Source organism: Flavobacterium pallidum (genome assembly GCF_003097535.1).
GTDB classification, from domain to species: Bacteria; Bacteroidota; Bacteroidia; order Flavobacteriales; family Flavobacteriaceae; genus Flavobacterium; species Flavobacterium pallidum.
The window spans coordinates 2,147,129-2,173,209 of the sequence record NZ_CP029187.1; the positions used below are offsets into that span (position 1 = coordinate 2,147,129).

Annotated in this window: 24 protein-coding genes; 9 read left to right on the forward strand and 15 right to left on the reverse strand. The window is 44.3% G+C overall.

From position 1 onward, the window contains the following. Positions 1-12: 12 nt before the first annotated feature. The 4 genes from HYN49_RS08695 to HYN49_RS08710 form a co-directional block, all read right to left on the reverse strand. On the reverse strand, positions 13-672 hold the full coding sequence (locus HYN49_RS08695) for a YggS family pyridoxal phosphate-dependent enzyme (RefSeq protein ID WP_108903751.1): 660 nt from the start codon (positions 670-672) through the stop codon (positions 13-15). A gap of 9 nt (positions 673-681) precedes the next feature. Beyond that, the gene (locus HYN49_RS08700; protein WP_108903752.1) at positions 682-1,899 is read right to left on the reverse strand and encodes a DUF1015 domain-containing protein; all 1,218 of its coding nucleotides are present in this window, start codon (positions 1,897-1,899) and stop codon (positions 682-684) included. A gap of 56 nt (positions 1,900-1,955) precedes the next feature. Further along, complete coding sequence (locus HYN49_RS08705; protein ID WP_108903753.1) at positions 1,956-2,843, reverse strand: 3-hydroxyacyl-CoA dehydrogenase family protein; 888 nt, start codon at positions 2,841-2,843, stop codon at positions 1,956-1,958. 61 nt (positions 2,844-2,904) lie between these two features. Further along, the gene (locus tag HYN49_RS08710) at positions 2,905-3,870 is read right to left on the reverse strand and encodes a Gfo/Idh/MocA family protein (RefSeq protein ID WP_108903754.1); all 966 of its coding nucleotides are present in this window, start codon (positions 3,868-3,870) and stop codon (positions 2,905-2,907) included. 208 nt (positions 3,871-4,078) lie between these two features. Here HYN49_RS08710 and HYN49_RS08715 point away from each other — a divergent pair, with 208 nt between their 5' ends. Beyond that, positions 4,079-4,720, forward strand: coding sequence for a protein-L-isoaspartate(D-aspartate) O-methyltransferase (locus HYN49_RS08715; protein ID WP_108903755.1), 642 nt, complete (start codon positions 4,079-4,081; stop codon positions 4,718-4,720). Positions 4,721-4,741: 21 nt separating this feature from the next. Here the strand turns inward: HYN49_RS08715 and smpB are convergent, their stop codons facing one another. Then, positions 4,742-5,200, reverse strand: coding sequence for an SsrA-binding protein SmpB (gene smpB / locus HYN49_RS08720; RefSeq protein WP_108903756.1), 459 nt, complete (start codon positions 5,198-5,200; stop codon positions 4,742-4,744). A 57-nt stretch (positions 5,201-5,257) separates the two neighbouring features. On the opposite strand from smpB, the gene HYN49_RS08725 reads away from it, so the two are divergent. After that, a complete protein-coding gene (locus HYN49_RS08725) occupies positions 5,258-5,488 on the forward strand; it encodes a VF530 family protein (protein WP_108903757.1) in 231 nt (76 codons plus the stop codon). Between the two features lie 2 nt (positions 5,489-5,490). Here the strand turns inward: HYN49_RS08725 and HYN49_RS08730 are convergent, their stop codons facing one another. The 3 genes from HYN49_RS08730 to HYN49_RS08740 form a co-directional block, all read right to left on the reverse strand. After that, positions 5,491-5,910 carry a hypothetical protein gene (locus HYN49_RS08730; RefSeq protein ID WP_108903758.1) on the reverse strand — a complete coding sequence of 140 codons (420 nt, stop codon included), beginning with the start codon at positions 5,908-5,910 and terminating at the stop codon, positions 5,491-5,493. A gap of 185 nt (positions 5,911-6,095) precedes the next feature. Continuing rightward, entirely contained in the window at positions 6,096-6,671 is a 576-nt protein-coding gene (locus HYN49_RS08735) for a GNAT family N-acetyltransferase (protein ID WP_108905004.1), read from the reverse strand. Next, entirely contained in the window at positions 6,664-7,518 is an 855-nt protein-coding gene (locus HYN49_RS08740) for an aldose 1-epimerase family protein (protein WP_108903759.1), read from the reverse strand. Before HYN49_RS08740 ends, HYN49_RS08735 begins: the two co-directional genes overlap by 8 nt. 139 nt (positions 7,519-7,657) lie before the next feature. Between HYN49_RS08740 and HYN49_RS08745 the strand changes: the two genes are divergently transcribed. Beyond that, a complete protein-coding gene (locus HYN49_RS08745) occupies positions 7,658-9,907 on the forward strand; it encodes a M1 family metallopeptidase (RefSeq protein WP_108905005.1) in 2,250 nt (749 codons plus the stop codon). 39 nt (positions 9,908-9,946) lie between these two features. On the opposite strand, the gene HYN49_RS08750 is transcribed toward HYN49_RS08745, so the two are convergent. Both HYN49_RS08750 and clpB read right to left on the reverse strand, forming a co-directional pair. Then, the gene (locus tag HYN49_RS08750; RefSeq protein WP_108903760.1) at positions 9,947-10,495 is read right to left on the reverse strand and encodes a type 1 glutamine amidotransferase domain-containing protein; all 549 of its coding nucleotides are present in this window, start codon (positions 10,493-10,495) and stop codon (positions 9,947-9,949) included. Positions 10,496-10,643: 148 nt separating this feature from the next. Further along, positions 10,644-13,235: an ATP-dependent chaperone ClpB gene (clpB, locus tag HYN49_RS08755; protein WP_108903761.1), complete on the reverse strand. Its 2,592-nt coding sequence runs from the start codon at positions 13,233-13,235 to the stop codon at positions 10,644-10,646. A 164-nt stretch (positions 13,236-13,399) separates the two neighbouring features. Between clpB and ytxJ the strand changes: the two genes are divergently transcribed. Beyond that, positions 13,400-13,792 carry a bacillithiol system redox-active protein YtxJ gene (gene ytxJ / locus HYN49_RS08760; protein ID WP_108903762.1) on the forward strand — a complete coding sequence of 131 codons (393 nt, stop codon included), beginning with the start codon at positions 13,400-13,402 and terminating at the stop codon, positions 13,790-13,792. Between the two features lie 95 nt (positions 13,793-13,887). Here the strand turns inward: ytxJ and HYN49_RS08765 are convergent, their stop codons facing one another. The 5 genes from HYN49_RS08765 to fahA form a co-directional block, all read right to left on the reverse strand. Then, positions 13,888-15,000 carry an agmatine deiminase family protein gene (locus HYN49_RS08765; RefSeq protein ID WP_108903763.1) on the reverse strand — a complete coding sequence of 371 codons (1,113 nt, stop codon included), beginning with the start codon at positions 14,998-15,000 and terminating at the stop codon, positions 13,888-13,890. Between the two features lie 3 nt (positions 15,001-15,003). Continuing rightward, the gene (locus tag HYN49_RS08770) at positions 15,004-15,366 is read right to left on the reverse strand and encodes a four helix bundle protein (RefSeq protein WP_108903764.1); all 363 of its coding nucleotides are present in this window, start codon (positions 15,364-15,366) and stop codon (positions 15,004-15,006) included. 71 nt (positions 15,367-15,437) lie between these two features. Further along, entirely contained in the window at positions 15,438-16,313 is an 876-nt protein-coding gene (locus tag HYN49_RS08775; RefSeq protein WP_108903765.1) for a carbon-nitrogen hydrolase, read from the reverse strand. A gap of 147 nt (positions 16,314-16,460) precedes the next feature. Continuing rightward, positions 16,461-17,645 (reverse strand): hypothetical protein, encoded by a 1,185-nt coding sequence (locus HYN49_RS08780; protein ID WP_108905006.1) that lies wholly within the window; start codon positions 17,643-17,645, stop codon positions 16,461-16,463. 261 nt (positions 17,646-17,906) lie between these two features. Next, complete coding sequence (fahA, locus tag HYN49_RS08785; protein ID WP_108903766.1) at positions 17,907-19,190, reverse strand: fumarylacetoacetase; 1,284 nt, start codon at positions 19,188-19,190, stop codon at positions 17,907-17,909. 120 nt (positions 19,191-19,310) lie between these two features. Here fahA and glyA point away from each other — a divergent pair, with 120 nt between their 5' ends. From glyA to miaE, 5 genes are all read left to right on the forward strand, one after another. Then, the gene (gene glyA, locus HYN49_RS08790) at positions 19,311-20,585 is read left to right on the forward strand and encodes a serine hydroxymethyltransferase (RefSeq protein ID WP_108903767.1); all 1,275 of its coding nucleotides are present in this window, start codon (positions 19,311-19,313) and stop codon (positions 20,583-20,585) included. Between the two features lie 227 nt (positions 20,586-20,812). Next, the gene (locus tag HYN49_RS08795) at positions 20,813-21,190 is read left to right on the forward strand and encodes a BlaI/MecI/CopY family transcriptional regulator (protein WP_108903768.1); all 378 of its coding nucleotides are present in this window, start codon (positions 20,813-20,815) and stop codon (positions 21,188-21,190) included. Between the two features lie 2 nt (positions 21,191-21,192). Continuing rightward, entirely contained in the window at positions 21,193-22,833 is a 1,641-nt protein-coding gene (locus HYN49_RS08800; protein ID WP_108903769.1) for a M56 family metallopeptidase, read from the forward strand. A gap of 83 nt (positions 22,834-22,916) precedes the next feature. Beyond that, the gene (locus HYN49_RS08805) at positions 22,917-25,349 is read left to right on the forward strand and encodes an outer membrane beta-barrel protein (protein WP_108903770.1); all 2,433 of its coding nucleotides are present in this window, start codon (positions 22,917-22,919) and stop codon (positions 25,347-25,349) included. 101 nt (positions 25,350-25,450) lie between these two features. Continuing rightward, complete coding sequence (gene miaE / locus HYN49_RS08810; RefSeq protein ID WP_108905007.1) at positions 25,451-26,044, forward strand: tRNA-(ms[2]io[6]A)-hydroxylase; 594 nt, start codon at positions 25,451-25,453, stop codon at positions 26,042-26,044. The last annotated feature ends 37 nt before the right edge of the window (positions 26,045-26,081 follow it).

Sequence of the window (26,081 nt, forward strand, 5' to 3'; positions counted from 1 at the left end):
TGACTGCCAACTTTATCTCCCTCCAAATATACTACTTCCAATCCGAACCATCGTACTCCCGCATTCGATTGCGGTTTTATAATCACCGGACATGCCCATGGAGAGAATTGAGAATTTAGAATTAAGAATTTGGAATTTGGAATATTTGTCGAAAAGGGATTTTAAAAAAGAGAATTCCTTGCGGATCTGGCTTTCATTTTCAGTAAATGTAGCCATGCCCATCAAGCCTTTGATGCAAATGTTCTGCAAAGATTTTAAGCTTTCAGATGCCAGCAATGTTTCAAGTTCCGGTTCGTCAAGCCCGAATTTAGTTTCTTCCTCAGCAATATGAACCTGTAAAAGGCAATCGATAACACGGTTGTTCTTCTTTGCCTGCTTGTTGATTTCTTCCAATAATTTAAAGCTGTCTACGCCATGAACTAAATTGACGAACGAAGCCATGTATTTCACCTTATTCGTTTGCACATGCCCAATCATATGCCATTCGATGTCCTTTGGCATGGCATCATGCTTCTCCGCCATTTCCTGGATTTTGTTCTCCCCGAAGAGGCGTTGTCCGGCTTCATAAGCTTCCATCAATTCACTGACCGGCTTGGTTTTGGAAACCGCAACGAGCGTGACCTTCGAAGGCAAACCGGCTTTTATCGAACTGAGGTTATCGGCTATTGACATTTTAAGGATTTAAATTTCGTAAACTACAAGTCCACTGCGGAATTTAGGTTCGATATAAGTACTTTTCGGAGGCATGATCAGCTTGTTGTCTGCCAATGATTTTATCTCCGATATTTCGGTTGGGAACAACATAAACCCGATTTCAAAATCCCCTTCATCGACCACTTCTTTAATTGTCGTGATGGATTGATTTCCGGGAATATAATCGATGCGTTCGTCATTTCGTAAATCGGTAATGCCTAAAATCGGGTGCAATACCTTATCGTATAAAATCTGCGCATCAAGCCGGTCAGCAATCGAAGTGAAGCTGTTTTCATCCTTAAGCTGCAGCGCATAAAATTCGCCGTCGAGGTACATCCCGAACTGGAATTTCCTTTCCGGTTTCCACAATTCCTGCTCTTTGTTTTTTACCCAGAAATGATTCCCCAATGCCTCAAGGAAATCTGTTTTCGACAAGCCATTCAGGTCACGGATAATGCGGTTGTATTCATAAATCCTGACGTTGCTTTCGGCAATCAGGAAGCTCATGAAATAATTCAGGTGGTCGTTTCCGGTGCCTTTGTCTTCTTCGTAAAGCAATTCTGCGGAAGCGGAACGATGATGGCCATCAGCAATATATACATTCCCGATAGCGTCAAACTGCTTCTCAAGAAACGCAAGGTCTTCATCCGAATCGATTTTCCAAAGCGTATGCTTTTCCTTTTTTGTAGTAGAGAATTCATACAATGGATTGCTTTGCCTTTTCAACCCAATCCATTGGTTTAATACTTCATCATCGGGATAGGTAATCAATACCGGCTCCGTATTGAAACCGGTCTGGTGCAGGTAATCTTTAAATAATTCTACGCGGTATTGCAACGTGTCTTCGTGTTTTTTAATCACATCCGACTGGTAATCCTGAATCGAAGTCCCAGCAATAATCCCAATGAAATCTCTTGTTTTCGAATGAATGTGGTATAAGAACATCACGGGTTTTTCTTCGCGGATCAATATTTCTTCCGACTTAAAGTCCCTGTATTTCTGTGCGACGAGCTTAAACCGCTTTTCCAATCCCGCCTTCTGCTGGTTCATATAAGCAGGATTCAGGATATGAAGGAATGAAAACGGGTTGAAATCCAGTTGCGACGCCAGTTCAGCCGCGGAATATTCCTCATAGGAGCGCGACGTTACGAGGCTCACCTTATCGGCGGCAGGGCGAACGGCGTGGAAAGGGATGATTTTGGCCATTGCAATGAATGGTTAGTAATTAATAATTAAGTAAAACAATAGTGTTTCGTTATTAATTAAAGGAATTGCTTCGCGACTTTTTCTGCTTTTTTACTTTCAGAATAATCATAGAAACCTTCTCCGGATTTTACGCCCAGTTTTCCGGCGCGTACCATATTGACCAACAACGGGCAAGGTGCATATTTAGGATTCTTAAATCCGTCGTACATGACGTGAAGGATGGCAAGGCAAACATCCAATCCGATGAAATCGGCGAGTTGCAGTGGTCCCATTGGGTGCGCCATTCCGAGTTTCATTACAGTATCAATTTCGTAAACACCGGCCACGCCGTTGTATAATGTTTCAATCGATTCATTGATCATCGGCATCAGGATGCGGTTGGCGACAAATCCCGGGTAATCGTTTACTTCTACCGGAACTTTGCCCAGTTGTACCGATAAATCCATGATGGTTTTCGTCACTTCATCTGAAGTATTATATCCACGGATGATTTCGACCAGTTTCATAATCGGCACCGGGTTCATGAAGTGCATCCCGATGACACGCTCAGGATGCGCAACCACAGCACCAATTTGTGTGATCGAAATCGAAGAAGTGTTTGTAGCCAAAATAGTGTTGTGGGCACACGCCTCATTAAGCTGCCGGAAGATATTCAGTTTCAATTCTACATTTTCCGTTGCTGCTTCCACGACCAGATCCACTCCGGTAACACCGTCTTTAACGTCAGTGTAAGTAATGATGTTGCCAATGGTTTTGTGTTTGTCTTCTTCAGAAATGGCTCCTTTTGCAACCATACGGTCAAGGTTTGCAGCGATGGTGGCCATGCCTTTATCCAATGATTTTTCGGATACGTCTATCAGTTTTACAGTGAATCCGCTTTGTGCAAATGTATGGGCGATACCGTTCCCCATGGTCCCGGCTCCGATTACGGCTATGTTCTTCATTAAGAATTAAGAATTAAGAATTAGGAATTACGAATGTGAAATTCACAATTTGAAATTAAATTTATTTTTTTGAGCTTTCAATGATCTGGTAAGCGACGCGCAAAGCTTCCGTACCGTCTTCAAGGGTTACAACGGGAGTTCCGTTGCTATTGATGGCATCCGCGAAAGTATCAAGTTCATCAAGGATGGCGTTGTTTTGCGAGACATCGGGATTGGCGAAATAGATCTGCTTTTTGACCCCTTCCGCATTCTGTAAAATCATATCAAAATCCCCCGGGTTTTCAGGTGCATCCTTCATTTTTACCACTTCGCATTTCTTTTCCAGGAAATCCACCGAGATGTAGGCATCTTTCTGGAAGAAGCGTGTTTTACGCATATTCTTCAGTGAAATCCTGCTTGATGTTAGGTTTGCCACGCAGCCGTTCTCAAATTCGATACGCGCATTGGCAATGTCAGGCGTTTCACTCAGGATCGAAACACCGCTGGCATTGACGCTTTTTACCTTTGATTTCACTACACTCAGGATTACATCGATGTCGTGGATCATCAAATCCAAAACTACGGGCACATCAGTACCACGCGGATTGAATTCGGCAAGGCGGTGCGTTTCAATAAACATCGGGTTTTCAATCAGGTCTTTGGTAGCGATGAAAGCGGGGTTGAACCGCTCGACATGGCCCACCTGGCCTTTTACGTTATATTCTTTTGCCAAAGCGATGATTTCCTCAGCCTCTTCTACACTGTTTGAAATCGGTTTTTCAATAAACACGTGTTTGCCGGATTTGATGGCGACTTTGGCGCATTTATAATGGGAAAGGGTAGGGGTTACGATGTCAATGACGTCTACGGCGTGAATCAGTTTTGCGATGGTATCAAACTGCTTATAGCCGAATTCCTTTGCGATTTTCTCGCCATTCTCATGGTTCTCATCGTAAAAACCAACGAGTTCATATTTTTCAGATTGTTGCAATAAACGCAGGTGTATCTTTCCGAGATGGCCCGCGCCTAAAACGCCTACTTTTAACATATCAGCATAATTTTATTTCATACGGTTTCGCCTTATGGCACCGGGTCAACAAAAATAAGATTATTTGCTTGATATTCTGAAAATGATTAAAAAATTACGCGCTGATCACAATACTTCCTGAACGGCCATAGCCAATATTTTAAAAAAACAAATCCTGCAAAATACTTTTTACTTTATTATTTTTACAGCACTAAAACACTTCTCCCCATTGAAAGACACTGCCAAACACCAGGGATTGCGTAACCAGCTTGCTGCCGTATTGGAGCAGAAAGGCATTACCAATAAAAATGTACTCGAAGCGATAAAAAAGATTCCGAGGCATTTATTCCTGAATTCCGGTTTTGAGGATTATGCCTACCAGGACAAGGCGTTCCCGATTGGTGCCGGGCAGACGATTTCGCAGCCATATACCGTGGCATTCCAGAGCCAGTTGCTCGAGGTGAAAAAAGACCATAAGATATTGGAAATAGGTACCGGATCCGGGTATCAGACTGCAGTTTTGTGTGCTATGGGTGCCAAGGTGTACAGTGTGGAACGGCAGAATGAATTGTTCAAGCAAACCACTGTTTTATTGCCTAAATTAGGTATACGCCCAAAACATTTGTCGTTCGGGGATGGTTATAAAGGACTGCCGAACCATGCGCCATTTGACAGCATTATTGTCACTGCCGGTGCGCCGATGATCCCAAAACCATTGATGGCACAATTGAAGGTAGGAGGAAGGCTCGTAATTCCGCTCGGAGAAGAACAGCAGATTATGACGCTGCTGATCCGTAAGAATGAAACGCAGTTTGAGAAGCATGAGTTTGGGGAATTCCGTTTCGTGCCTTTATTAGAGAACAAAAATTAGTGGTAAATAAAAGCAGGTAAATTAATTATTAAATGCCTTCTTGATCCGGTCCAGATCCCTTTTGGTATCGCTTTCCTTTAAAGTTTCGCGCTTGTCGTAAGTCTTTTTACCACGGCACAAACCGATGTCGAGTTTCGCAATCCCTTTTTCGTTGGTGAATAATTTCAATGGGACAATGGTGAGCCCTTTTGCCTGCACGCTCCGTTCGAGGCTTTTGAGTTCGCGCCTGTTGAGCAGCAATTTGCGTTCGCTGCGTGCACTGTGGTTGAATTGGTTTCCGAAAGTATATTCTTCAATGTAAGTATTGATGGCAAACAATTCGTTGTTGTTGAATTCGCAGAAGCTTTCAGTGATGTTGGCCTTACCAAGGCGGATTGATTTGATTTCCGTCCCGGTAAGCACAATACCGGCAGTATACGTCTCGATGATCTCGTAATCGAAACGGGCGCGCTTGTTGAGTATGTTTACAGTTTTTAACATGGCCTGCAAAGATAGGGACTAAAAAGGCAGCAGGCAATTTTTTTATACATTTGGGCTATGGAAGAAAAACCGCATAAAGATCCGCTACACGGCATCACGCTTCAGCAGATTTTAGAGAAACTGGTGGAATATTACGGATTTGATACTTTAGGGGAGTTGATTCCGATTAAATGCTTTAACCTGAACCCGAGTATTAAATCTAGCCTTACTTTCCTGCGTAGAACGCCGTGGGCACGCAGGAAAGTGGAAGAACTTTATATCAGGACATTGCCGAAATTGCCAAAGTGATTTTAGCTCACTACTACGGTAATTGTTTTAAATGACGTGTTTGTTATCTTGAACTTTAAAGTATAAGTTCCTGTTGCTAAAGCCTTGAAAGTATAGGGAGCAATTCTCGTAACCGTGCCTATAGTACAGTTGCAGCCTAAATATTTTGCCTGCACAGCTATCGTTTTTTCATTCGTGCCGGTGGCTTCTTCGTAAAATCCCTGAAAACTACCACAAGTGCTTTCCACTTCAAAAAATACGTTAAAAGTGATGGATTCATTTATTGAGGCTGTAACGGGACCTGTAACATCTTTTACGCCAATGTAGAGCGAGTCATAGCATTCCACTTCGGTCTCATTATCACCCAGACAACTGCTAAATGTCAGGCCAAATATTGATAGGATAATGATTTTTGCTATGAATGATTTTTTTAATAGTTTCATAATTGTAAATTTTTTTATGGATACTTTTCTCGGGCAAAGGTTGCGTAAATACATCAACATTCCGCAATTCCTTTCCATTTTTTAATATATTTTTAATATGAAATACATGGCTGTAATGACAATCAGCACATTAACAAAAGTAAATGCCCTGAGGTTGTCGCTGAGCCATTTGTATTGCGGAGTGTTCACATCGGGAAAGCGGTGTTTTTATAATTCCTTTTCAGCAAAGAGTAAATTACGGTGTCCAGGAATTTCCCGTTGTAGTATTCATTTTCGATGAAATGGCCCTCCTTAACGAAGCCATTCTTTTGCAAAACCCTTTCCGAAGCTTCATTTTCAGGAGCAATCACAGCTTCTGCGGAATGGAAATTCAAAACTTCAAATCCGTATTGAAGTACGCGGTTCACGGCTTCAGAGGTAATTCCTTTCCCACTGTATTCAGGCAAGATCATATACCCGATTTCAGAACGGAAATTTTCCTTCCGGGTACGGTAAAACCCTATGATTCCGATGAAACCAGAATCGCCTTTCAGCGTAATCGCCCAGTTTATCGCTTCGTTTGTGTCAATCTTTTCATTGATGAGGTTGATGTGGTCCATAGCACCCTGATGGTCGGTGACTAACGGACGCGGAATGTATTTCATCGTTTCAGGATCCGACCGCAGCCTGTATACCTGTTCGACATCATCGGCAGTCAGCCTTCGCAACAGGAGCCTGTGGCTTTCCAGTACGGGAAATGGGGAAAAGTTAAATTCAAGCATTACATAAGGTGATTTTAAATTTGGCATTGAAATTTTCAGTTGGCTTAAGCAAAATAATTCCGTGTTTTTCTTCGAATTTCTGATTGGTGTCCACCACATCAGAATAACCAAACCACGGTTCAATGCATAAAAACGGCGCATTGATTTTGGTCCACAATCCCAAATCAGGAAAATCTTCAAAATCTACTTTGAGCAAAGGTTTTTGGTTTTCCAGAATCGTCACCGAATGAAATGCAGCATCCCGGAAAATCAACGCATCTTTTTCAAATAAAGTGTAATCCAGTGCGAGTTTTCCATCTGTTAATCCAATCGACACGGTGGTGTCGGAAAGCAGGTCATTTTCAAGAAGGTTTGTAAGCAAAGGTTCAACAACATTGATTTCCAAAGTATATTTACCAAATGCTTCAGGCAGCGCAAAAGCAGGATGGGCACCCAAAGAAAAATATTGTGTGCCGTTTCCCAGATTCGAAACGCGGTAAGCAATTTCAAGCTGGTTTTCGGAAATTGTATAAATGATCCGGAACGCAAATTCAAACGGATATATTTTCAGGGTGTTTTCATCATGTTGCAGCAGGAAAACGGCCACAGTTTCAGTTTTTTGTTCCAATGAAAATACCATATCGCGGGCAAAACCATGCCTTGACATGCAATATTCATTACCGTTGAAGGTGTATGTATTGTTTTTCAACGTGCCAACAATTGGAAAAAGTACAGGCGAATGCTTTCCCCAGAAATCAGGACGGCCTTCCCAGATGTATTCCCGGCCGTAAGACTCCAGCGAAATAAGTTCAGCACCTTTATGGTGGATCGTGGCTGTCGTTGCGCCATTTGAAATGGATGTGGTCAAGGTGCGTTTTTTTTGGTTTACACAAATCTAATCAAATCGGGCATTATTTTTTATAGCCGATGATTATAAATTAATTGGCAAAGTCTTTGCAATTCCCTATTGCTTTTTTTCTTTTATTTGTTGCCGAAATATGTTAAAAATGAAAAAGATCGTCTTAAAAGCCGCTCTGCTTACGGCTTTATTTTTTGCCGTCCATCCTGTTGCCGCACAAACCGAAAGCATTTATGATTACCAGGCAGCATTCAGCCCCGGATTTTATACTTCGAACGCTACTGAAACCCGATCGGCAAGCGGCCAGCCCGGGCCGAAATATTGGCAGAACCGCGCAGACTACAAGCTTACGGCTTCACTGGATGAAAGCAAGAGCGAAATCAGCGGGTCCGAAATCCTTACATATACCAACAACAGTCCTGATAAGCTGGATTTCCTGTGGCTCAATGTCGACCAGAATTTATTCAGGGCCGATTCCCGCGGGAATGCCGTAATCCCTGTGAAAGGCAGCCGCAATGGTGCTGACGGGCAGGTTTTCGACGGAGGCCATAAAATCAAGTCGGTGAAATTGCTCACTACCGTAAAAGGTGTAACATCTGAAAAAGAATTGCCATTCGAAATCAATGACACGCGCATGCAAATCTTTCTGCCCAAAGCAGTTGCTGCGAACGGTGGCACGATAAAACTCAAAATTGAATTTTCGTTTATTTCCCCGATTTTCGGTTCTGACCGTATGGGCATACAGGATACTAAAAACGGAAAAATCTTCGAAGTGGCGCAATGGTATCCGCGGATGTGTGTTTATGACGACCTGCGCGGCTGGAACACCTTGCCTTACCAGGGCGCAGGGGAATTTTACCTTGAATACGGCGATTTTGATGTCATGATTACAGCGCCTTCAAACCATATCGTAGTATGTTCGGGGGAGTTGCTGAATCCAAAAGAAGTTTATACTGCAGAACAGCAGAAAAGATGGGCTGCTGCGGCACAAAGCGATAAAACCGTTATCATCCGTTCTGCGGAAGAAGTGACCGATCCGGGGTCGAGACCTGCCGGAAAACCGGCATTGACATGGCATTTCGCCATTAAGAATTCACGCGATGTGGCATGGGCTTCCTCAGCTTCATTCATTATTGATGCGGCGAGGATTAACCTCCCGGATGGGAAAAAATCGTTGGCTATTTCAGCCTACCCCAAGGAAAGCGACGGCCAGAAAGCCTGGGGAAGATCGACTGAATATACCAAGGCCTGTATCGAGAATTATTCCAAAAGATGGTTCCAGTTCCCTTATCCTGCTGCAACGAATGTTGCAGGAATTACGGGCGGAATGGAATATCCCGGCATTGTTTTCTGTGATTATAAATCGCAGTCGGACGGACTCTGGGAAGTCACCGACCACGAATTCGGCCACAGTTGGTTTCCTATGATCGTAGGGTCAAACGAAAGGCTGTTCGCCTGGATGGATGAAGGCTTCAACACATTCATCAATTCGATCAGTGCCAAGGATTTCAATAACGGCGAATACAAATCGTTTGAAATGGGCATGGATGTTATGGGTAAAATGCTTTCTGCTCCCGGACTTGAATCGATCATGACTGCTCCCGACGGACTGAAGGAAAATAACCTCGGTACATTGGCCTACTTCAAACCCTCTGCAGGATTAATCATGTTGCGTGAACAGGTTTTGGGCAAGGAAAGATTCGACCGTGCCTTCAGGGCTTATGTCGAGCGGTGGGCATTCAAGCACCCGGCGCCGGATGATTTCTTCAGGACAATGGAAAACGTCGCCGGAGAAGACCTAAACTGGTTCTGGCGTGGATGGTTTCTGAACAACTGGAAGCTTGATCAAGGCGTTACCGGAGTAAAATATGTGAAAAATGATCCGAAAAACGGCGCCATCATTTCTTTGGAAAACAAACAGAAAATGGCCATGCCTGTTGTAATGGACGTCAAAATGGCCAGCGGAAAAACGAAAAGGATCAGCCTCCCGGTGGAAATATGGCAACGCAACACCACCTGGTCCTTTAAGGCGGATACAGACGAGGAAATCGTTAAAGTAACATTGGATCCCGATGATGTTTTCCCGGACAGCGACAATAGCAACAACAGCTGGTCTGCGCCATCCAAAGACGGACAGGCTAATACAGCAACCGCACCGTCATTGAAAAACTTCGAAGGTAAGTATTCCAGTAAAACCATTCCGACAAAAATCGAATTTTCATCCGAAAATGGTGAATTGACAGCCACCATTGACGGGGAAGGCCCCATATCGCTGACGAATGAAGGCGGCAATAAATTTTCGATAGAGGGAGAATTGGAACTTGAATTCAGTGGTGATGGTGCCGAACTTCATTTTAGGGCCAGTGGTTTTGATTTCCTTTTTACAAAAGAAAAATAGGTTTTAAAAAAAAACTCCGGAACGATCCGGAGTTTTTTTTTACAGGTTGGCCACTGTATGCAGCCCTTCGCGGATTTCTTCCACCATTTTTTTATTGAATGCGGGCAGGTCTTCAGGAGTGCGGCTGGTCACGAGTCCCTTATCGGTAACGACTTCTTCATCAGACCATATCGCACCGGCGTTGATCAGGTCGATGCTGACGGCTTTTACAGATGTCATTTTACGTCCTTTGACGACTTCTGCGTTAATCAGTGTCTGCGGACCGTGGCAAATCGCAGCTACAGGTTTTCCGGCCACGAAGAAAGATTTTACAAAGTTGATCGCTTTGTCATTGGTTCGGAGCTGATCCGGATTCAATACGCCTCCAGGCAACACTAATGCGTCATAATCATCTGCGGAAGCGTCGTCCAAAACAATATCAACTGTGTATTCTTTACCCCAATCCTTACCGGACCAGGCTTTGATCGATCCTGATTTCGGACTTACGATTTCAGCAGTCCAGCCCTGCGCTTCCAAATGTTCCTTAGGCGATTGCAATTCGCTTTCCTCAAATCCGTGTGTAGCCAGAATGGCAATTCTCTTACTCATAACGTTTATATTTAAATTTTTTGAAGCTTAAAGTTAGCCACTATGAGGATAGCAATTTTTTGAAAAAATATCAAAATTTCAAGGTGTATATGAAAAAAGCCGGACAGCACTTGCCATCCAGCTTTTCCTGAAATATTGCCATTAAGGTTTATCCCTGCCTGAAGACCAGTTTCCCATCAAAACTGTCGAGCAGGATGATGCTTTCCGTATTGACTTTCCCCGAAAGGATTTCTTTTGAGAGTTCGTTCAAGACTTCTTTCTGTACCACACGTTTTACAGGCCTTGCCCCGAAATGAGGGTCATAACCCTTTTGCGCAAGGTAAGCTACCGCTTCCGGCGTGGCATCCAGCGTGATGTTTTGCTGTGCAAGCATTTTGGTGATGCCTTTCAATTGGATGCCCACGATGTCGCGGATGTTGTTTTCCGTCAATGGCGTAAACATCACAATATCGTCTATACGGTTGATGAATTCAGGGCGTACGGTTTGTTTCAGTAAGCCAAGGACTTCATTTTTCGCCAATTCGGTAGCGGCTTCGACGCTGCCTTTTAGATTCGAAAACTTTTCCTGGATGATCTCGCTTCCCATATTCGAGGTCATGATGATGATGGTATTGCGGAAATCGGCAAGACGGCCTTTGTTGTCGGTCAACCTCCCTTCATCCAAAACCTGCAGCAGGATGTTGAACGTATCCGGATGTGCCTTTTCAATTTCGTCTAAAAGCACTACCGAATAAGGTTTTCTTCTCACAGCTTCTGTTAATTGCCCGCCTTCATCATATCCGACATATCCCGGAGGTGCCCCAACCAAACGGCTTACGCTGTGGCGTTCCTGGTATTCGCTCATATCAATCCTCGTCATGGCACTTTCATCATCAAAAAGGTATGTTGCCAGCGCTTTTGCCAATTCCGTTTTTCCGACACCCGTCGTGCCCAGGAACAGGAAAGTCCCGATGGGTTTCTTCACATCCTGTAATCCGGCGCGGCTCCGGCGTACGGCATCGCTGACGGCTTCGATCGCTTCTTCCTGCCCGACCACGCGTTTGTGCAGTTCTTCTTCCAGCACCAGTAGCTTTTCGCGTTCGCCCTGCAGCATTTTCATTACCGGAATTCCGGTCCATTTGGCTACTACTTCGGCGATGTCTTCGCGTGTGACTTCTTCTTTAATTAATGAAGTGCCGCCGTTTTGGTTTTCAGTCAATTGATTTTGTAATTCCTCAAGCCTTGCCTGCGCATCCTTGATTTTCCCGTAACGTATTTCGGCTACTTTTCCGTAATCGCCATCGCGTTCGGCACGCTCGGCTTCGTATTTGAAATCCTCAATCTCAGTTTTGACTGTCTGGATGCTGTCGACTACATCTTTTTCTGATTTCCATTTGGCAAAAATCTCGTTGCGGTCTTCTTTGAGGTTTGCCAGTTCCATGCCGAGGCCTTTAAGCTTGCTCTCATCATTCTCACGCTTGATGGCTTCGATTTCGATTTCAAGCTGCATGATTTTCCGGTCCAGGACATCGAGTTCTTCGGGTTTTGAATTGATTTCCATACGCAATTTCGAAGCCGCTTCGTCCATCAGATCGATCGCCTTGTCCGGAAGGAAACGGTTGGTGATGTAACGCTGCGACAATTCGACTGCGGCGATAATCGCTTCGTCTTTGATCTGGACCTTATGGTGTGTTTCGTATTTTTCCTTGATGCCACGCAGGATGGAAATGGCACTTTCGGTATCCGGTTCATCAATCAAAACCTTTTGGAAACGACGCTCCAGTGCTTTGTCTTTTTCGAAATATTTCTGGTATTCATCTAAAGTCGTCGCCCCGATAGCACGCAATTCTCCTCTCGCCAATGCCGGTTTCAGGATGTTTGCGGCATCCATGGCGCCTTCACCACCGCCGGCTCCTACAAGTGTGTGGATTTCGTCAATGAATAATACGATGTCGCCTTCAGCCGCAGTGACTTCTTTTACGACAGACTTTAACCTTTCTTCAAATTCACCTTTAAACTTGGCTCCGGCAATCAATGCGCCCATATCCAATGAAAAGACAATTTTGTCTTTCAGGTTTTCGGGTACATCGCCGTCGACGATCCTGTGCGCCAAACCTTCGGCAATGGCAGTTTTACCCACACCTGGTTCTCCGATCAGCATCGGGTTGTTTTTGGTGCGGCGGGTCAGAATTTGCAGCACGCGGCGTATCTCCTCATCGCGCCCGATAACCGGGTCGAGTTTGCCATTTGCAGCGAGCTCATTAAGGTTTTTGGCGTATTTGTTTAAGGAATTGTACGTCTCTTCTGCGGAAGCGGAAGTCACCCTTTCGCCTTTGCGCAATTCATCGATAGCGGCTTTCAGTCCTTTTTCTGTCACGCCCTGATCTTTGAGGATCTGCGCGACTTTGCTTTTGGAATTGAAAATGGCCAGTAAAAGATGCTCAATCGATACGAATTCGTCGTTCATTTTCCCGGCGATGATTTCGGCTTCGTTCAAAGTAGTGCCGGTAAAGCGGGAAAGCATGATGTCACTTCCGGAAACTTTGGCAAAGCTCTGCAGCGTACTGTCGATCACCTGCGTGAATAAAGGAACGTTGACATTTAATTTCTTAAGAAGAAAAGGTGCTACATTTTCATCGACTTCAAAAATCGCCTTCATCAAATGCTCATTTTCGATTTGCTGGTGGCCGTAGCCCTGTGCAAGCTGCTGTGCCTTCTGGATAGCCTCCTGCGATTTGATTGTAAATTTATTGATGTTCATATTTTTTATTTTTGCCTTAAGGAAACCTTAAACGGCGTATGATTTTAATATTGTTTACTTAACTTTGGCTGGGTTACGCAAATTATAGTCCATTTGGAACTTACAGACAAAATGTCGCGCGAAGCCCTGTAAATAAAGACAAATTGTCTTAAAATATGACAAATATGAGCATCATCAACAGCATATTCGGGAGTAAGGCTAAGGCGGAAAAATCACAAACAGAAAATTGGGAACACCTGGAAGATATGAATCAGCTGGAAAACTTGACGGAGGTGTCTTTTACAATACCGGTAACGATATTCAAGCACAGTACGCGCTGTAATATCAGCAGTTTTTCGTTAAGGCAGTTTGAGAGATCCTACAATATCCCCGCCGACAAAATGAAGCTGTATTTCCTGGATTTGCTGGCGTATCGGGCGATTTCAAATGAAATTTCGGTACGGTTTGGCGTAGCGCACCAATCACCGCAGGTTTTGGTGATTAAGGACGGGAAGGCCGTTTATGACGCGTCGCATGAAAACATCCATGCGGAAGATTTGGTGAAATTTGCAGAATAGGTCACGAAACGTTATGGGAACGAGCCGCTGCGCCAGGGATCGAAGCAAGGTGCCGCGCACCGCGAAGAGCCCGGCCCGCAGGGGGCGCCATAACTTTAAACAGCAGGCTCCTGCTGGCTCAGGCAATGGAAACTTCCCAATCCCCAGATTAAATCCACGGAATCTATCCCCACCACTTTTCTGTCTTTGAAACAATCCTGAAGGATGTCCAGCGCTTTGCTGTCGTTTTTATCATCATTGAAAATCGGGACAATCACATTTTCATTTGAAATATAAAAGTTTGCGTAGGATGCCGGCAATCTCTGGTCTTCGTAAATGATCGCTTTTGGCATGGGGAGTTCAATGATATTGAGTTGTTTTCCGTTTTCGAGTCGCATGCCTTTCAGCATGTGCAGGTTTTCCTGCAGCAATCCGTAATTCTCATCGTTCTTATTTTCCTCAACAACCGTAACCACAGTATCTTCATTGACAAATCGCGTGATGTCATCGATGTGGCCGTCAGTATCATCGCCTACAATACCGTCGCCGAGCCATAGGATATGGTTTACGCCATAATAATCGGACAGGTATTTTTCAATCTGGTTTTGGCTTAAATGCGGATTGCGGTTTTCGTTCAAAAGGCAGGCGGTCGTCGTAAGCAACGTACCTTTTCCGTTGAATTCCACGCTGCCACCTTCCATCACGATTTCAGGATAAAAAACGGGAAGATTCAGCTCCTTAGCGATCAATGTTGGGATATTGTCATCCAGATCGTAAGGCGGGTATTTGTCGCCCCAGGCATTATAACCCCAGTCTACAATGGCTTTCTTTTTTGTTTCGCGGTTTACCAGAAAAGCGGGGCCATGATCACGGCACCACGCATCATTGGTAGGATGGAAATAGAAATAAATGTTTGCAAAAAGATTTTCTACGGCAACATGTTTCCCATAAGCGGAATTGCGGATGGCATTCACGGCAAAATCCTTCATCGCCTGGTCGGCCACATTGATGCAGACCCTTTGATGCGAAGCTACACGAAGGATAAATTCACAATAAGAATTGTAGATCAGGTGGATTTTCCCCGGCCAGGATGCTTCTTTATGAGGCCATGAAAGCCAGAGTGCGTCTTGCTTTTCGAATTCGGCAGGGAAGTGGAAACCGAGTTGGTTAGGGGTAAAGTCCGAAAGTCCGAAAGTCCGAAAGTCCGAAAGATTATTAGTGTTGGGCATAATTTAGTTTTTTTGAACCAATGATTTCTTTAGACCATTTATCATTACGATTATTTCTTCGCAGCGGCAATATATGTTGTGAAAATCAGTCAGATTAATTATATCTCTTCTCTTAGCAAGATGAATGCAAGCGACAACTTCAACATTAGAACGTAATGCCATGTTCAGAAATCTCGTAAACTCTGCAGAAGATTGTCCTGTCGAACCTTCAGCTATATTCAAAGAGATGGAATCAGTAGCTCTTTTTATTTGCGAAGTAAGTATGTACATTTCTTCTTTTGGAAATGATTTTACAATTCGGTTAACTTCATCAGATAAATCGACTGCTTTTTGCCAGACAAGCAATTTTTCAAATTTAAAAGGCATATAAATATTATTTAGGCGTGTAATTAAGTTGTCAAATTATCTTCCGGACTTTCCGTCTTTCGGACTAAAAACTATTCCTCATCTATAAATCTCTTCGTAATCGGCTGGTAACTGTCAATCCTGCGGTCGCGCAAAAATGGCCAGTGCATGCGGAAATGATCGGCATCGTTTAAATTCACATCGACCACAGTCGTTTCTTCATTTTCGTGTGAGGCCATGTACAGTAATTTCCCCTGTCCGTTGGCTACGAAACTGCCACCCCAGAATTTCATTGCGCCATGCTGCTCAAACCCGACGCGGTTTACGCTGATCACGGGAATGCCATTGGCCACGGCATGCGAACGCTGGATGATCTGCCATGATTCATACTGGTCCTTATTGGTTTGCTCATCCTGGTCTGTAGCCCAACCGATGGCTGTCGGGTAAAACATCATATCAGCGCCCATTAAGGCGGTAATGCGGCTCGCTTCAGGATACCACTGGTCCCAGCAGATCAGGATCCCGATTTTAGCGAATTTGGTATTGAACACTTTATAGCCCAGATCGCCCGGCGTAAAGTAAAATTTCTCGTAATAGGCCGGATCATCCGGGATGTGCATCTTGCGGTATTTGCCCAGATAAGTTCCATCAGCGTCGATTACTGCCGTGGTGTTATGGTATAGGCCTTCGGCACGTTTTTCAAAAAGGGAGGCGATGATTACAACACCAAGTTCTGCCGCGACTTCTGAAAGTGCTGCGGTAGATTTCCCGGGAATCGGCTCAGCCAGCTTGAAATTTTCATAATCCTCGACATCACAGAAATACAACGAAGTGAACAATTCCTGTAAACAAACAATCTGTGCGCCTTTTGCAGCGGCGACACGGATTTCGCGTATGGCCTTATCAAGATTTGCCTGCTTGTCGGCCTCACAGGACATTTGTACCAATCCAACTTTTACATTTGACATAATTGCGTGAAATTAAATTCGGTGCAAAATTAATTAAAAAAGCGCAGCCGGAAAACCGTTGCGCCTTAATGTTATTGTAAAATTAGGAATTGCGCATTATGAATTACGATGGCTGCTTAACTCATAATTCGCAATTCCTGATTTAGATCATTCCCTTTTCAGTCTGTTCCTCGTAATAATATCCTTGAGTTTCGCCTTCAAATCCTCGCCAGTATCATAAACCATCTGTTCATTGCTTGGGAAAGGCATTACTTTATGGTCAAAATAGGTATAATATTCCTGCTCGATCGCACGCTTATCCCCGCGGAAGGTAGCGTATTGGTTTTCAAAAATAAACTCGCTCGCTAATGGGAACGACTGCAGCAACTGGTTTGTCGAAAGATTCATGTAATCCACTTTTGCGGTCACCTGGCAGGCCTTCATTTGTTTAAACTCATATACCGAGCTTTTTACCGTACGCATGTCATCAACCATGATCGCTTTACCTAAACTGTCTTTTACGACGTTCCCGCGTGCATCCAGTAATTTCTTCGTGCCGACTTTCACCATTTTCTCTTTCACAAATTCTTTTTCCTTGACCTGCTCGGGCGAGATATTGATCTGGCGGAAATTCAGCACAATCGCATAGTCATATTCAATACCTTTTTGTTTATTGCTGTGGTACGCCGTCCATTTGTCATTGAGGCCATAGGTGCTGAAATCGAGTAAATCGGCTTCCAGACGATTCGGAATCACCATATTCGTTTCATTTTTCATGTACACGCTCACATAATCCGTGCCTTTAAACTGCGCCTCTTTGATGAGTTTTTTCACGTCTTTGTAATCCGGATTGATTTGGTCGAGGTACATCAGGTCGTCGTAAGCACGACGGAAACTCTTTTTCTCTTTCGTTCCCAGCAAAGCCTTTGCATTGTCATACAGGTATTTCGAAAGCGCATTCTTACTGTCTACAATCTGCTCCGAATAATCCTGGAAAACGAATTTTGCATCGCGGTTTTCCTTCATCAGGCGAATGGGCAGCAACGGCCTGATCTTCTCCTGGCGGTTGTTGAGTTTGTGATAGGTCGTAAAAACTTCTTCCAGGTTCCGCGGATTCGCATCCTTGATCAGCAAATCAATCTGCCTGAGGTCACGATCCTGCGCTTTGGCATAAGCTTCCTCGAGCATATACACATAAGGCTGTTTCCCTTTTTTATTCTTGTTATTGCGCAAGGCGCTTACAGAATTGTCGATCGCATTGTCATAATCGCCGGAATTAAGCATGTTTTCAGTCTCTTTTTTTCCGCAGGAAACCAGGATAAAAAGCGAAAGAAGGAATGTAATTTTCTTCATGGTGTTTTTGGTTTTTGGCAAATATAAGGAAAGTGGCAAAGTTACAAAGTGGCTGAGTTGCAAAGTTTTTTAGGAGCTGATCCGGCTGTCCGCTATATCTTTTTTATTTTGGCTGCGTTGCACTCCGTCAAAATAAAAAAGGATGCCGCTTCCATCCGGGCTAGGGAATCCAACTCCAAATGAAAATCCCGGAAATGATGATGTCCGGGATTTGTCTTAATTTCTTACAGCGAAGCGGTCTTATAATCTTTTGTATAAAGATTAACTCCTCACAAACGGCGGTAGCAATTTACTGCAAACCTCCCCAAAGCCAATCCTGACTTCATTGTTCTTACACCAGCCACGGAATCGCACCGAGTCGTTGTCATTGATGAATTTGCGTTCTGTACCGTCTTTCATGATGATCGGGTTTTTACCGCCCCAGGTCAATTCCAGCATCGATCCGAAACTGTCCGGTGTCGGGCCTGAAATGGTACCGGAACCCATCATGTCACCGGAATTCACCCGGCAGCCGTTCGACGTGTGGTGTGCCAGCTGCTGGCACATAGACCAGTACATGTATTTGAAATTCGACTGGCTCACTAACGTGGGCTCGCAGTTTTCCGGCTCGATTTCCACTTCGAGCGTGATATCGAATGCGTGCTTGCCTTTTTGTTGAAGATAGGGCAGTGGAGTTGGATCCTGTTTTGGCCCTTTCGTACGGAACGGTTCCAAAGCATCCATCGTTACAATCCACGGCGAAATAGAGGAAGCAAAGTTCTTCGCCAAAAACGGCCCGAGCGGCACATATTCCCAACGTTGTATGTCCCTCGCGCTCCAGTCGTTCAAAAGCACCATCCCGAAAATATAATCCTCGGCTTCGTGCACCGGGATATTTTCGCCCATAATGTTCACGTCGGTGGTGATAAAGGCGGTTTCCAATTCAAAGTCGATTGACCTGGAAGGCCCGAAAACCGGAGTCGATTCGCCAACAGGAACGGTCTGTCCCATCGGTCTGTGCACCGGGATCCCCGAGGGTACGATAGAAGAACTCCTGCCGTGATAACCCACCGGAATGTGCAGCCAGTTTGGCAAAAGCGCATTTTCGGGATCACGGAACATTTTCCCGACATTGGTCGCATGTTCCTTACTCGAGTAAAAATCAGTATAGTCGCCAATCAGGACCGGCAATTGCATTTCCACTTCATCGATGTGGTGTACAATGGCATCACGATGTTCCTGATTGTCTTTAAGCTCGTTGTTTTTAGCATCAAAAATATCGGCGATGCGGTTGCGTACCAGACGCCAGGTTTTCTTTCCGTCAGAAATAAAATCGTTCAGCGTGTCCTGCATGAACATGTCATCGGTAAGTTCGATTCCATCAAAATAATTGAGTTGCTGTAAAGCGCCCAGATCAATGGCATGATCGCCGATCCGGGTCCCTATGGTGATCACATCGTCTTTGGTCAGGAACACCCCGAAAGGGATATTCTGTATCGGGAAATCGCTTTCAGCCGGTACTTCCAACCATGATTTACGGTGTGGATTGTTTGCGGTAATTGGCATGGGCAGAGAATATTTAGAGTAGTTAGTTTGTTAAAAAATTCAGTTATCAAATATATTATTATATGTCAATTTAACAAACGATTTTCGTAATTTTGAACCGTTTTTAACAAATCTTATACCATGCAGCACGACCAGGAAATTTTCGACCTGATCCTTGACGAACAGGACAGGCAGATACACGGAATTGAACTTATTGCGTCAGAAAACTTTGTAAGCGACCAGGTGATGGAAGCTGCAGGTTCCTGCCTTACAAACAAATACGCCGAAGGCTATCCCGGAAAGCGTTATTATGGAGGCTGTGAAGTCGTCGACATCGTTGAGCAGATCGCCATAGATCGTGCAAAAGCGCTTTTCGGGGCGGAATATGCTAATGTTCAGCCACATTCCGGATCACAGGCAAACACTGCAGTGTACGCCGCCTGTCTGAGACCGGGAGACAAAATCTTGGGTTTTGATTTATCACACGGCGGCCATTTAACACATGGTTCCCCGGTGAACTTTTCAGGTAAATTGTACCAGCCCGTTTTCTATGGTGTGGAAAAAGAAACCGGACGTTTCGATTATGATAAAATCCAGGAAATCGCCACGAAAGAGCAGCCCAAGATGATCATCGCCGGAGCATCAGCTTATTGCCGTGATATGGATTTCGAACGTTTCCGTAAAATCGCCGATAGCGTAGGGGCATTGCTTTTAGCCGATATTTCGCATCCTGCCGGCTTGATTGCGAAAGGTTTGATGAACGATCCTGTCCCGCATTGCCATATTATTACGACCACCACGCACAAAACACTTCGGGGGCCACGTGGCGGCATGATATTGATGGGTAAGGACTTTGAAAACCCATGGGGATTGACTACACCGAAAGGCGAAATCAAGATGATGTCGAACTTACTTGATATGGCCGTTTTTCCAGGCAACCAGGGCGGGCCATTGATGCACATTATTGCTGCAAAAGCGGTGGCATTCGGAGAAGCATTGACCGATGAGTTCTTCAATTATTCGATGCAGGTACAGAAAAACGCCAAAGCCATGGCAGAAGCCTTTATGAAAAGAGGCTACAACCTGATTTCAGGCGGAACAGACAACCATATGATGCTGATCGACTTAAGAAATAAAGGCATTACAGGTAAAGAAGCAGAAAATGCTTTGGTTAAAGCGGAAATCACCGTGAATAAGAATATGGTGCCTTTTGATGACAAATCGCCTTTTACTACGTCGGGAATCCGTATCGGGACACCGGCCATCACGACGCGCGGTTTGGTGGAATCGGATATGGAAACGGTTGTGGCATTGATCGATAAAGTCCTTACAAACATCAACGACGAAGATATTATCGCCGAAGTGGGCGACCAGGTGAATGACATGATGAGTGAACGCGCGATGTTCGTTTTCTAAAGACTGTTTAATACCGCAAAGTTCGCAATCTATTATAGAGCCTATAGTCAACTTTGCGTATAAACTTTTAGTTTAAAATTATTGCCAATGCAAATATTCTAAACCCACGCCAGTCGTGGGTTTTTTATTTTATGCTCAAAAATATTTAAAAAAAAATAAGCTAATAATTTGTTCGTACGAAATTTTTCTTACCTTTGAAACGTTCAATTTAAAATAGAAAAGAAATCATGCAGGCGGAACCGACAAAATCAGAATTGGAAATCTTACAGGTGCTTTGGCAATTCGGGCCATCGACGGTACGGTTTGTAAATGATACCTTAAATGAGCAGAAACGCTCAGTGCAATATACATCCACCTTGAAACTGATGCAGATTATGGCTGAAAAGGAAATGCTTACCACCGATAAATCCAGTATGAAGCACGTATACAGCGCGGCAATCGAAGAAAAAAAGACCAAAGGTTTCCTGCTTGAAAAATTCGTAGACAACCTTTACAACGGATCCAGTTCCAACTTAATGATGCAATTGCTTGGCAATAAAAAGACAACCAAAGAGGACCTTGATGAAATCAGGGCGATGCTAGACAAAATCGAAAATAAAAAATAATCATGATTTTCAGCGACAACATTATAAAGGCGGTTTCATGGACATTGGTCCATTCCATCTGGCAGGGAATATTCGTGGCAGTTCTTGCCGGAATCATCATTTTGGTTACCAAGAAATCTGCGGCAGTGCTGCGGTACAATTTATTATCGCTATTGTTTATTGTTTTTTTGGTATCCGTCTGGATGACTTTTAATTATGAGTTTTCACCGGAAGTTTTGCTGCATGCAGGCCAGTTGGATCTGCCGTTACTGCAACAGCAGATCATCATTAATCCAGGCGCGCCCGATTTCGTCAATACTGTTTTTAAATTCGTCAATGACAACAGTTATGCCATCACGCTGATTTGGCTGGTCATCTTCGGATTCAAATTACTCGGGATTTTCAACGCATTTGGGAAAATTTACAGGGTCAGGAATTACAAGACTTTTTCGCCTTCAGAGTATTGGAAAAACAGGGTTTCCGAACTTGCTTTACAGATAAACCTTAGTAAGCCGGTGTTATTGCTCGAATCGGCATTGGTCAAAATCCCATGTGTCACCGGATATTTCAAGCCGATCATTTTACTTCCGTTCGGCATGTTATCGAGCCTGCCGCAGGACCAGATCGAAGCGATTTTATTGCATGAACTCGCCCACATCCGCAGGAAAGATTACATTGTGAACCTGTTGCAGTACTTGGCGGAGACGATTTTTTTCTTCAATCCCGGCCTTTTGTGGCTGTCTTCATTGATCAAAGACGAAAGGGAAAATTGTTGCGACGATATTGCACTCGGGATTATCGGCAATAAAACCGATTTAGTGCACGCCTTGATTTCTTTCGAAGAATACAACAGCCAAAAATTGTCAGTAGCTTTTGCCGGTAAAAAAAATCCTTTATTACAGCGCGTCAAAAGGATTGTTTATGACGATAACAAGTCGTTGAATGTGATTGAAAAAACGTTTCTATCTGTAAGCCTTATTCTGGTTGCGCTTGTGGTCACTGCTTCAGTGAATCCTCATTTTAGCGGTGGTCCGATAGAAATGCAGGAACCAAAAGAGATTGTAAAAGCTGCTGAAGCTGCAGAGGAATCCCCGGTTGCAGAAGAATCTTCGGTGGCTGCCAGCGATTTGTATAAGGACAGTGCAGAAGCTGTTGAAACTGACGAACAGCCGGATGCAACGGGTAATGAACAGTCCATTCCGGTGTATAATTATGGTTATCAAACAGCGGAACCTGCCCCCGCGTGTAAACCTGAGTCAATTGCCAGGACTGCACCGGCTGAGGTTTCAAAAACAACCAGCGTTACTACCCGCACTGTCAATTCCAAAACCAAAACAGCCCATACTTTTGACCGAGAAGTCACCACTTATGATTCCGATAATCCAGCGAAAAGGGGACATGCCACTTTGCGTACAGGCATCACCGGCGAAAACCTTCCGGACGACATGAATGTAGATAACCTCACGACCAATATTATTTCAGATTTAATCACTGAGAATATTATCACGGATACCAGGGGATTATCGTTTAAGCTTTCAGGGAACAGCCTCATTGTTAATGGCCAAAAGCAATGCGAAACCGTCCATGCTAAGCTTAAGAGGAAATACTTTAAACCGAAAGTAAGCGCCATCTGTTACAATTATGAATACTCCGGCGACCTATAACAATTCTGATTAATCACAGCGTTTCACCCGAGCGTTAGCGAACTGGCGAAGCAATCATCATCATCAATCAAAAAACGAACCTTATGAAAAATTTCATACATTTTCTTGTATGCCTGTTACTTTCCGGGCTAACGTCTGCGCAATCCGGAAAAATCAGCGGAAAAATCACCGATTCAGACCAGAAGCCCCTCGATGCGGTTTTAATTTCATTGCTTTCCGCAACCGATAATTCGCTCCAGAAAACTACTTTTTCAGAAGCAGACGGAAGTTTTATCTTCAGTAACCTTCCCGATAATCAATACCTCATTTTAATTGACAGCGACGGTTTTGAAACCTATCAAAGCCAGCCGGTTGCGATTGCCCGGAATGCTACTGACTTGCCACCGATTGTCCTTTCAGCTGCTTCCAGAAAACTCGACGAAGTGGTTATCGTTAAGAAAAAATCATTTGTCGAAAACAAGATTGACCGCACCGTTGTTAATGTTGACGCGCTGATGTCGGCGGCAGGTTCCGATGCGATGGACGTTTTGGAAAAATCTCCCGGAATTTCCATCGACCAGAATGGGGTAATCACTTTTAAAGGCAAAAGCGGCGTTGCGGTTTTTATCGATGACAAGCCGACCTATCTTTCCGGTGCCGATCTGGAGGCATACCTGAAATCGCTTCCCGCATCTACATTAAACCAGATCGAATTCATGACGAATCCGCCTGCGAAATACGATGCTGCCGGAAGTGCTGGTGTCATCAATATCAAAACGAAAAAAAGCAGGCAGAAAGGTTTCAACGGAAGTTTCAGCTCCAGGGTGTCCAAAGGAAAGCGCGGACGCGGCCAGAACAGCCTGAACCTGAATTATACTGACGGCAGGATCCGCCTTTATGGAAATGCGGGTTTTTCTGCAGGGGATGCCCTTACGGACCTTTACATCTTCCGGCGTTATAAAAATCCTGATGGAAGAACGAAGACATTATTTGATCAGAATTCTGTGCTTACCGGAAAAAATAATTCGGCCAATGTGCGGGTCGGGATGGATTATTATTTGTCTGAAAAAACAACTTTAGGCATCAGCGTTAATGGGTTTTCAAGTTCGGCGAAAAATATTTCAGATGTGCGAAGCGTGCTTACAAATGCGGAATCCGTACTCGATTCGACCATCGTAGCAGACAACAAGGAAGACAAAAAATTTAAGAATGGCGGCATCACTTTTAATTACAGCCGTGATTTAAGCGAAGGTAAAAAACTCACTGCCGATGCGGATTTCCTGACCTATTCCGATAAAACCGCGCAACTGTACCGCAATTATGTCTACCAGCCTGACGGTAGCCTGAGCAGCAGTGACCGTTCGACCGGAAATTTGCCTTCCAAAATTTCGATTTATGCCTTCAAAACCGATTATTCCCAGCCATTTAAAGGCGAAGCGTCATTCGAAACGGGTTATAAAGTCAGTTATTCCAAAACGGACAATATTGCCGATTATGCCGACATCATTAACGGTGTCCCGGTGCCGAATTTAAAAAACAGCAATCATTTTAAATACGATGAAGTGATCCACGCCGCTTATGCCAATTTCAATAAAAGTTTCAAAAGATTCTCGCTTCAAACGGGTTTAAGGCTGGAAAATACAATGTCAAAAGGAAATCAGCTTGGCAATGACACCCCGAATTCCGCTTCCCGTTTTACAAGATCGTATACCAATCTTTTTCCGACCGTATATTTGATGTATAAACTGGATTCCATTGGCGACAATCAGTTGGTTACCTCATACGGAAAGCGGATCAACCGCCCGTATTACCAGGATTTGAACCCATTTTTAAGTCCGCTTGACAAGTTTACTTTTTACTCCGGCAATCCTTACCTGAACCCGTCTTTTTCACATAATGTGGAGTTGTCATACCGTTATAAGGGTATTTTCAGCACTACTTTGAGTTACGGGAAGTCGAAAGATGATATCAACGAAACTATTGAAATCAAGGACGAGATTTATTACAGCCGCCCGGGGAACATCGGCAGGAGCGAATATTTCAGCCTGAATGTGCAATCCGATTTTGAAGTCGCAAAATGGTTCTCTACCAGTTTATACACTGAAGCAACCCATTCCAGTTACAGAAGCGCGCTTTACACTGAAGGGCTGGATTCCAAAGGGGCATTTGTCTTTTTCTCTTCAAACAATCGCTTCACGATCAGTAAAAGCTGGTCTGCGGAACTCAGCGGAAGGTACAATTCCAAAATCACTTCGTCCCAGTTTACGCTCGGAGCGCGGGGAAGTATCAACATCAGCATACAGAAGAAAATCTTAAAAGACCAGGGGACCTTGAGGCTCATCGCCAATGATATTTTTTATATGGGCATCAACAATGGCGTGATCAACAACCTGCAGCTTACCGATGCCACGTGGAAAAATAAGCCGGACAGCCGTTATGTGGCGATTGCATTCAGCTATTCGTTTGGGAAAATGTTCCAATCTAAAAGCCAGGAGCGCAGTGGCGCGGAAAGTGAGCAGAGCAGGGTGAAGGGATAGTTGGAAAGTCCGGAAGTCCGAAAGTCCGGAAGACACTTTTGGCTTCCGGACTTTCGGACTTCCGGACTTCCGGACTTTTTGCTAAATTTGCAAAAAAAAGCATGTCCACCTTCAGACTACAACTCCCAACCGACCCGCGCTGGGTCAATATCGTCGAGAAAAACATTTCGGAAATCCTGACCGACCATGCGTGGTGCGAGCAGAAGGCGGCTTCGAATGCCATTACGCTGATAACCATCAACTCGGAGTTTCCCGATATGGTTACCGATATGCTGGCTTTGGCCAAAGAAGAACTCGAGCATTTCGATATGGTCCACGAGTTCATCAAGAAGCGCGGCTATAAATTAGGACGTGAGCGTAAGGATGACTATGTTGGCGAACTCGCGCAGTACATGAAAAAAAGCAATACCGGAAGCCGCGTTTCGGGTTTGGTGGAACGGTTGCTGTTTTCGGCGATGATTGAAGCACGGAGCTGTGAGCGTTTTAAAGTCCTTTCTGAGAATATACAGGACGAAGAGCTTGCTGTATTTTACCGTGAATTGATGGAAAGCGAAGCGGGGCATTATACGACATTCATCACTTATGCCAGAAAATACGGAACGGGCATCGATGTGGAAAAACGCTGGCGGGAATGGCTTGATTTTGAAGCGTCCGTGATTGCCAAATACGGGAAATCTGAATCGATACACGGATGATTTAATTTCAAATTGCGAGTTGTGAACTACGACTCTC

Coding starts and splice junctions, on each gene's coding strand:
- HYN49_RS08695 (WP_108903751.1), bottom strand. CDS start 672: ATGTCAATAGCCGATAACCTCAGTTCGATAAAAGCCGGTTTGCCTTCG.
- HYN49_RS08700 (WP_108903752.1), bottom strand. CDS start 1,899: ATGGCCAAAATCATCCCTTTCCACGCCGTTCGCCCTGCCGCCGATAAG.
- HYN49_RS08705 (WP_108903753.1), bottom strand. CDS start 2,843: ATGAAGAACATAGCCGTAATCGGAGCCGGGACCATGGGGAACGGTATC.
- HYN49_RS08710 (WP_108903754.1), bottom strand. CDS start 3,870: ATGTTAAAAGTAGGCGTTTTAGGCGCGGGCCATCTCGGAAAGATACAC.
- smpB (WP_108903756.1), bottom strand. CDS start 5,200: ATGTTAAAAACTGTAAACATACTCAACAAGCGCGCCCGTTTCGATTAC.
- HYN49_RS08725 (WP_108903757.1), top strand. CDS start 5,258: ATGGAAGAAAAACCGCATAAAGATCCGCTACACGGCATCACGCTTCAG.
- HYN49_RS08730 (WP_108903758.1), bottom strand. CDS start 5,910: ATGAAACTATTAAAAAAATCATTCATAGCAAAAATCATTATCCTATCA.
- HYN49_RS08735 (WP_108905004.1), bottom strand. CDS start 6,671: ATGCTTGAATTTAACTTTTCCCCATTTCCCGTACTGGAAAGCCACAGG.
- HYN49_RS08745 (WP_108905005.1), top strand. CDS start 7,658: ATGAAAAAGATCGTCTTAAAAGCCGCTCTGCTTACGGCTTTATTTTTT.
- HYN49_RS08750 (WP_108903760.1), bottom strand. CDS start 10,495: ATGAGTAAGAGAATTGCCATTCTGGCTACACACGGATTTGAGGAAAGC.
- clpB (WP_108903761.1), bottom strand. CDS start 13,235: ATGAACATCAATAAATTTACAATCAAATCGCAGGAGGCTATCCAGAAG.
- ytxJ (WP_108903762.1), top strand. CDS start 13,400: ATGAGCATCATCAACAGCATATTCGGGAGTAAGGCTAAGGCGGAAAAA.
- HYN49_RS08765 (WP_108903763.1), bottom strand. CDS start 15,000: ATGCCCAACACTAATAATCTTTCGGACTTTCGGACTTTCGGACTTTCG.
- HYN49_RS08770 (WP_108903764.1), bottom strand. CDS start 15,366: ATGCCTTTTAAATTTGAAAAATTGCTTGTCTGGCAAAAAGCAGTCGAT.
- HYN49_RS08775 (WP_108903765.1), bottom strand. CDS start 16,313: ATGTCAAATGTAAAAGTTGGATTGGTACAAATGTCCTGTGAGGCCGAC.
- HYN49_RS08780 (WP_108905006.1), bottom strand. CDS start 17,645: ATGAAGAAAATTACATTCCTTCTTTCGCTTTTTATCCTGGTTTCCTGC.
- fahA (WP_108903766.1), bottom strand. CDS start 19,190: ATGCCAATTACCGCAAACAATCCACACCGTAAATCATGGTTGGAAGTA.
- glyA (WP_108903767.1), top strand. CDS start 19,311: ATGCAGCACGACCAGGAAATTTTCGACCTGATCCTTGACGAACAGGAC.
- HYN49_RS08795 (WP_108903768.1), top strand. CDS start 20,813: ATGCAGGCGGAACCGACAAAATCAGAATTGGAAATCTTACAGGTGCTT.
- HYN49_RS08800 (WP_108903769.1), top strand. CDS start 21,193: ATGATTTTCAGCGACAACATTATAAAGGCGGTTTCATGGACATTGGTC.
- HYN49_RS08805 (WP_108903770.1), top strand. CDS start 22,917: ATGAAAAATTTCATACATTTTCTTGTATGCCTGTTACTTTCCGGGCTA.
- miaE (WP_108905007.1), top strand. CDS start 25,451: ATGTCCACCTTCAGACTACAACTCCCAACCGACCCGCGCTGGGTCAAT.